Annotated in this window: 6 protein-coding genes; 5 read left to right on the forward strand and 1 reads right to left on the reverse strand. The window is 27.6% G+C overall.

All coding sequences use genetic code 11. The features are described 5' to 3' along the window. The 3 genes from A9758_RS07570 to A9758_RS03785 all read left to right on the forward strand — a co-directional run. Nucleotides 1-1,149 (forward strand): hypothetical protein (locus tag A9758_RS07570; RefSeq protein WP_158005516.1); only part of this gene is annotated, 1,149 nt, incomplete at its 5' end. Nucleotides 1,150-1,174: 25 nt separating this feature from the next. Continuing rightward, on the forward strand, nt 1,175-1,579 hold the full coding sequence (locus tag A9758_RS03780; RefSeq protein WP_011405841.1) for a DUF126 domain-containing protein: 405 nt from the start codon (nt 1,175-1,177) through the stop codon (nt 1,577-1,579). Nucleotides 1,580-1,729: 150 nt separating this feature from the next. Next, complete coding sequence (locus tag A9758_RS03785) at nt 1,730-4,162, forward strand: heavy metal translocating P-type ATPase (RefSeq protein ID WP_011405840.1); 2,433 nt, start codon at nt 1,730-1,732, stop codon at nt 4,160-4,162. A gap of 63 nt (nt 4,163-4,225) precedes the next feature. Here A9758_RS03785 and glf read toward each other — a convergent pair whose 3' ends face one another. Continuing rightward, nucleotides 4,226-5,323, reverse strand: coding sequence for a UDP-galactopyranose mutase (gene glf, locus A9758_RS03790; protein WP_011405839.1), 1,098 nt, complete (start codon nt 5,321-5,323; stop codon nt 4,226-4,228). Nucleotides 5,324-5,473: 150 nt separating this feature from the next. On the opposite strand from glf, the gene A9758_RS03795 reads away from it, so the two are divergent. Both A9758_RS03795 and truD read left to right on the forward strand, forming a co-directional pair. Then, complete coding sequence (locus A9758_RS03795; RefSeq protein WP_048059677.1) at nt 5,474-5,911, forward strand: hypothetical protein; 438 nt, start codon at nt 5,474-5,476, stop codon at nt 5,909-5,911. 83 nt (nt 5,912-5,994) lie between these two features. Then, a complete protein-coding gene (truD, locus tag A9758_RS03800) occupies nt 5,995-7,245 on the forward strand; it encodes a tRNA pseudouridine(13) synthase TruD (protein WP_011405837.1) in 1,251 nt (416 codons plus the stop codon). The last annotated feature ends 103 nt before the right edge of the window (nt 7,246-7,348 follow it).

Here is a 7,348-nt window from a genome sequence, read left to right on the forward strand (position 1 = left end):
CCTAAATCACAGGATAATGAAATACCAATAATTATAAAAGATGAAACTAAAGATAATACACCAAAATCTATAAAACTAATACAAAAAGGAGGAATAGAACTTAAAAGACGTGTGACTCCAGGATTATCAAAAATTATCATAAGAAAAAACAAAGAAAAACGGGAGAAAGAAGAAGCTAAGAAACTTAAAGAAGAAGCAGCTAAATTAAAACAAGAAGCACAAGAAACTACAGAAAAACTTAAAGAAGAAGTTGACAAAACAAGAGAAAAAGTAACAGAACAATTAAAACAAGATTCAGAAAAAACAGAAACTAAAAAAGAACAACAAAAAGAAACTAAAAAAGAACAAAAAACACAAGACAAAATAACAAAACAAGCTAAAAAAACAGTTGAAAAAGTTACTAAACAAGCTAAAAAAACAGTAACAAAAGTAAAAGATGAAGCTAAAAAATCTGCACAGAAAACACAAGAAAAAGTAAAACAACAAAAAGAAGCTAAAAAAGAACAACAAAAAGCAAAAGAAGTAGCTAAAAAAGTTACACAAGATGCTGCAAAAACTATAAAAGATGCAGGAAAATCATTTACACAAGTGTTAAGAGAACAAGGATTAATAGTAGATGATGTGGTGAAAGTTGCTACTGAAGAAACACAAAAACTAAAACAAACAACTGATAAAATAAAAGAAGATGTTGGAAAACAGGTACAAAAAACAATAAAAGATACAGAGAAAAAAGTTTCACAGAAAGTACAAAAAGAAACTAAAAAAGAACAACCAAAAACACAAGATACACAAAAATCATTCACACAAACACTAAGAGAACAAGGATTAATAGTGGATAATACAACAACAGAAAAACCAAAAGAAACACAGAAAACAGAACCTAAAAAAGAACCTAAAAAAGAAACTAAAAAAGAAACTAAAAAAGAACAACCAGAAACACAAGATACACAAAAATCATTCACACAAACACTAAGAGAACAAGGACTAATAGTGGATAATACAACAACAGAAAAACCAAAAGAAACACAGAAAACAGAACCTAAAAAAGAACAATCAAAAGCAAAAACAGAGCCAAAATCAAAAGATTCTAAAAAATCTGGTGAAGTAAAAACATTCATTGATTTAATTAGATCTGAAGGAATGTTATAAGTATCATAATAAGAGGAGTTTATAGATGAGTAGTAATATAAAATGTAGAATAATATCTAAGGGTAAAGATTCAGGTAATGCTTTAGTAACAAAGGATCCTATTAGTTTTCTAGGAGGAGTTGATCCTAAAACTGGTATTGTTATAGATAAAAAACATGAATTATACAATGAATGCATTACTGATAAAATACTAGTTATACCTTCAGGTAAGGGATCTACTGTTGGATCTTATGTTATTTACCAAATGGCTAAGAATAACACAGCACCACGTGCTATTATTTGTCAAAAAGCTGAACCAATTATTGCTATTGGAGCCATTATTTCTAAAATACCAATGGTTGATAATCCTGATGTGGATATTATAAATACAATTAATACAAACGATGAAATTACTGTAGATGCAGATAATTCAACTATAGTAATCAATTAACCTTCCTCTTATTTTTTTAATTAATTAATTTTTTAATGTTGTTACATATGTATTAATTAGGATAACCTCAATTTATATATCATAGTTTTTAGAAAAAACCATATATACAAGAAAAATATATCTAGAAAATAAAAAAAAGGAGGAAACTAAATGACTAAAGAAGATGTTTTCAAAGTTGAAGATATGGCATGTAATGCTTGTGTTAACACAATCACAAAAACACTAAGTAACAATGAAAATATTAGTAACATCTCATGCAATCTTGAATCAAAAGATGTATCAGTAACATATGATGAAGAAAAAGTAGATGTTGAAGAAATAATAAGTGCCCTTGATAATATAGGATTTAGTGCAACTATCAAAAAAAAAACCTTAAACATAGGTGGAATGACCTGTGTAATGTGTTCAAAAGCTGTAACCTCCACAATTTCAAAAATGCCCGGAGTTTATTCAATACATGTTAATCTTATCTCTGAAACAGCAGAAGTTATTTTTAATCCTACTGTTGTAACAGTTAAAGATATTGGGGATAGGATTAATAGTATTGGTTATGAATATATGGGTATTCATGACAATAATTCTATTAATAACAATATAATTGAAGAAAAACATAACCAGAATCTAAGAAAAAAACTCCATAGAATTATTGTTGGATTCTTCTTTTCAGCAATTTTAATGTATTTAATGTTTAGTAACTTTAATTTTAATGGAAATGAATCATACATACAACTAGCAATAACAATACTACCATTTATCTATGTATGTTCCCCTATTATAATATCAGGAATTAATTCCATTAAACATCATAACCTAAACATGGATGTAATGTACACATTAGGTATTGGAATTTCATTTATAGCAAGTCTACTTAGTACATTTGGCCTACTTGGAGAATCACATTTCATGTTATATGATACAAGTATTATGCTTGGTTCTTTCTTAATGCTAGGAAAATATCTTGAAGATAGAGCAAAATCAAAAACATCAGATTCAATAAATAAATTAGTTGAATTAAAAGCAACAGAAGCTACAATAGAAAAAACAATAAATGAAAAAACAATAACAGAAACTGTTGATATTAACAAGGTATTAAAGGGCAATATTGTTGTTATAAAACCTGGTGAAAAAATACCCTTAGATGGACAGATAATAGAAGGAAAAAGTTATGTTGATGAATCATTAGTAACAGGAGAAAGTACACCAATAGAAAAAAATGTGGGAGATGTTGTAATTGGTGGATCTATAAATAAGGATGGAACATTTAAATTCAAAGTAACAAATACTGGTGATAAAACAGTACTTTCACAAATTATATCAATGGTACAAGATGCACAAAATTCAAGTCCTCCAATACAAAAACTTGCAGATAAGGTAATTACATACTTCATTCCAGGAATACTAACAATAGCAGTTATCTGTTTTATTATATGGTATGTTATATATGGTAGTCCACTACTCTATAGTTTAAGTATATTCATATCAATTGTTGTTGTGGCCTGTCCATGTGCACTTGGACTTGCTATTCCAACAGCACTAACAGTTGGAGTTGGACTTGCTGCTAAAAATGGTATATTAATAAAGGATGGTCAAACACTTGAAGTATCACAACAAATAACACATGTACTACTTGATAAAACTGGTACAATTACTGTTGGTCAACCCGTATTATCTAATATAATAAATTATTCTACAGAAAGTGATGAGGAAGTACTTATGATTGCCCGTTCAATAGAACAATATTCACAACACCCAATTGCTCAGGCACTTTTTAATAACCAAAAAAAGAATGAATTTGAATTATATGATGTTGATGAGTTTGAAAATATTTCAGGAAAAGGAGTTCAAGCTACAATAAATAATAGAGACTATATTATTGGTAATAAAAAAATACTTAATGATAATAACGTACCTATTCCTGAAAATATATTGAAAGATTTTGAAAATGAAGAACTTAATATGAAAACAAGTATCATTCTTGCAGATAATAAAAATATCATAGCAATTCTTTCAGTAAGTGATGTTATAAAAGAAAATAGTAAAAAAGCTATTGATCAATTACATAAAATGAATATTAAAACCACAATGATTAGTGGAGATAATAAAAATACTTCATCCATTGTTGCAAAACAAGTAGGTATTAGTAATGTAGTCTCAGAAGTTCTTCCACAAGAAAAACTCGACTATGTTAAAAAACTACAAAGTGAAGGTGAGATTGTTGCCTTTATTGGTGATGGTATTAATGATGCTCCATCCCTTACAAAATCTAATGTTGGAATTGCAATAGGTACAGGTACTGATGTTGCAATAGAATCTGGAGATATTATATTGATTAATGGGGATTTATTAAATGCTGTTGCATCAATTCAAATAAGTAGAAAAACTATGAGTCGTGTTAGATTAAATCTTTTCTGGGCATTTGCATACAATGTTGTTTTAATTCCTATTGCTGCTGGTGCTCTTATACCCTGGAATATATTATTTAGACCAGAATACAGTGCACTTGCCATGGCTTTAAGTTCTGTAACTGTAATTACATTATCACTTCTACTTAGAAGTTATGTTCCAGAAATTTTTAGAGAATAGTTATCTCTAAATTCCTTTTTTTTATGAAAAACTTTTACAAAGAAAAAAGAAAGTAAAAATATATTATTTTTCTGATTTAACAAGATTTAATGCTTCTTTTATTACTTCATCCATGTTCATGTACTTATACATTCCAAGTCTTCCACCAAAGAGTATTTTTGATTCTTTTTTTGCTAATTTGTTATATTTTTCATATAATGCTGAGTTTCTCTCATCATTTATTGGATAGTATGCTTCTTCGTTTTTAGTCCATGTTTTTGGATATTCATGAGTAATTACTGTTTTATCAGACTGTGCATTTTCAAAGTGTTTATGTTCTATTATTCTTGTATATGGAATTTCTGCTTCTGTATAATTAAATACAGCATTTCCTTGATAATTATCAGTATCTAAGACTTCTGTTTCAAAATTCAATCCCCTATATTCTAATTCACCATAACAATAATCATAGTATTGATCTATCATTCCAGTAAAGAGTATTTTATCTGAAATTTTATCCCATTTTTCTTTATTATTAAAGTAATCAGTATTTAGTTTTACATCTATTCCTTCAAGTAGTTTTTCTATTATCTGTGTATATCCACCTATTGGTATTCCCTGATATAAATCATTGAAGTAATTATTATCAAATGTGAAACGTACAGGTAGTCTTTTAATGATAAATGATGGTAGTTTATCACATGGTTTTTCCCATTGTTTTTCTGTGTATCCTTTTATTAGAATTTCATAGATAGTTGTTCCAACTAGACTTATTGCTTGTTCTTCCAAGTTTTTAGGAGTTTCTATTTTATATTCACTTTTTTCTTTTTCTATTATTTCTTTTGCTTCGGCAGGTGTTTTTACACCCCATATTTGATAGAATGTATTCATATTAAATGGAAGATTATATAATTTACCTTTATAATTTACTACTGGTGAATTTGTAAATCTATTGAATTTTGTAAATTGATTGATATATGTCCATACTTCTTCATCATTTGTATGAAAGATATGTGCTCCATATTTATGAACATTAATATTTTCAATGTTTTGTGTGTATATATTTCCACCAATTGTACTTCTTTTTTCTATTATTAAACATTTCTTTCCGATCTTATTCATTTCATGTGCAAATACTGAACCAAAAAGTCCTGAACCAACGATTAAATAGTCATATTCCATAGTTATACTCCTTTATATTTCATCCATGATATTATTAATGTTATTTTTTCGAGTTTTTCCTTTTTTAATTATTTTTTTCTTTTTTATTATTTTTATTTTTAGCTATTATTAAATAGATAGAATTACTTATATAATATATAGTTGATTAATATGAAAGATAAAAGACTATCTGTTCTACTACTTGTATTATCAATTATAATATTATCTATTGTGGCTACTTATGGAATGATACCAAGTCTTGTTGAGGATAATATTAAGGTTGATGATGATGTAATTTCATTATTAAGTGAAGATAATAATACAACTAATAAAACAAATGAAATAACAGACAGTACCAATGCTGAAGTTGAATCTACTACTAATCCAGTAGATAATAGTAATCAACAATTATCTACTGCAAATGATAGAAAATCTCCAAGTGCAGATAATAGTTATTCAAATAATAAATACTGGAATAATAATCCACAGAATAATAATCATGCACCTACTACTGATAATAATGAAAATAATAATCCTGATACTTCAGGCAATGGTGGATTAACTGATGGTGACTCTGGAAATACTAATACAGAACTAAGTATGGATTAATATAGCCACAGAAAATACTGGTATTGAATAAGTAATTTTTACCTATTTTCTTTTTTTATATTTTAATTTAGGGATGGGAATAAATGTTAAATGCTAAGAATTTTATAACAGACAATAAAGGTATTGGTGGAACAATACGTAATGAAAATAAGGATTTTTATGTTGAAGAGGTACCTCTCCAATTACCAACAGGCAATGGTTCAAATACATGGATACAAATAGAAAAAGAAGGTAGAACAACACTTGATGTGGTGCTTGATATGGCAAAATATCTTCATATTAGTCGTAAACGTACAGGTTTTGCCGGGATGAAGGATCGTTCTGCTATTACAAGACAATGGCTTTGTATTAGTAACATTACACCAGAAGAATTACCTGATTTTGAAGAAGTATTACATAATGTTAAAGTTTTAGATATTAAACAAAACCAGAAAAAACTTAGAATGGGACAACTTAAGGGTAATAAATTCAAAATACATATAAAAAATACTAACAATCCTGTAGAAGATAAAGATATTGCTGAAGATGTTCTTGAATCATTAAAAGTTACTGGTGTTCCTAATTTTTATGGTTTTCAACGCTTTGGTGAAGTTAGAAGTACAACCCATCTTGTTGGTAAATGTCTTGTAGAAGGAGATATTAAAAAAGCAGTTGATACATATATAGGAAATCCTAATAAAAATGAACATAATCAACCCTTTGAAGCAAGACAATTATATGATGAAGGAAAATTACAAGAATCATATGATCTTATGCCAAAAAGTATGAGATATGAAAAATCCATGCTTAAAGAATTAATACTATCAAAAGAAAAACATGGTGAAATTACTGAAAAAGATTATATCAGAGCAATAGAATCACTACCAAAACCCTTAAAAAGAATGTTTGTAAATGCATATGAATCATACCTATTTAACAAAGTAGTAAATGAACGTTCAAAAATAGGAATAAACAAGTATCTTCCAGGAGACATAATCATAAATGAAGAAGAACGTTGGGTTCATGAAATAGATGAAGATACAATAGAAGATGATATGAATAAGTTTACACTAAATCCTACAGGACCATTATATGGATCAAAGGTACCATATGCTGAAGGAAAACAAGGAGAAATTGAAAAAAGAATTATAGAAGAAGAAAATATTACAAAAGAATCATTTAAATGTCCAAAAACACCAAAACTTGGAAGTCATGGTATTAGAAGATCACTTAGATTTAAAATAGAAGATACCTCTGTTACAAAAACATGTGATGGTATAGATGTGGAATTTTTTATTCCACGTGGCTGCTATGCAACAGCAGTACTACGTGAGATAATGAAAAAAAATATATGATTCTATTTAATGAAACTAATTAAAAAAAATAATTTATACTCTCATGTAAAAAAAAACTTTAAAAATAGAAAATAAAACTATAAAAATATATGTATACATATAT

The organism is Methanosphaera sp. A6, assembly GCF_001729395.1.
Taxonomy (GTDB): Archaea; Methanobacteriota; Methanobacteria; order Methanobacteriales; family Methanobacteriaceae; genus Methanosphaera; species Methanosphaera stadtmanae.

Bases quoted from the DNA above. Each gene is read 5' to 3' on its own strand.
- A9758_RS03780 (WP_011405841.1), top strand. From the start codon at position 1,175: ATGAGTAGTAATATAAAATGTAGAATAATATCTAAGGGTAAAGATTCA.
- A9758_RS03785 (WP_011405840.1), top strand. From the start codon at position 1,730: ATGACTAAAGAAGATGTTTTCAAAGTTGAAGATATGGCATGTAATGCT.
- glf (WP_011405839.1), bottom strand. From the start codon at position 5,323: ATGGAATATGACTATTTAATCGTTGGTTCAGGACTTTTTGGTTCAGTA.
- A9758_RS03795 (WP_048059677.1), top strand. From the start codon at position 5,474: ATGAAAGATAAAAGACTATCTGTTCTACTACTTGTATTATCAATTATA.
- truD (WP_011405837.1), top strand. From the start codon at position 5,995: ATGTTAAATGCTAAGAATTTTATAACAGACAATAAAGGTATTGGTGGA.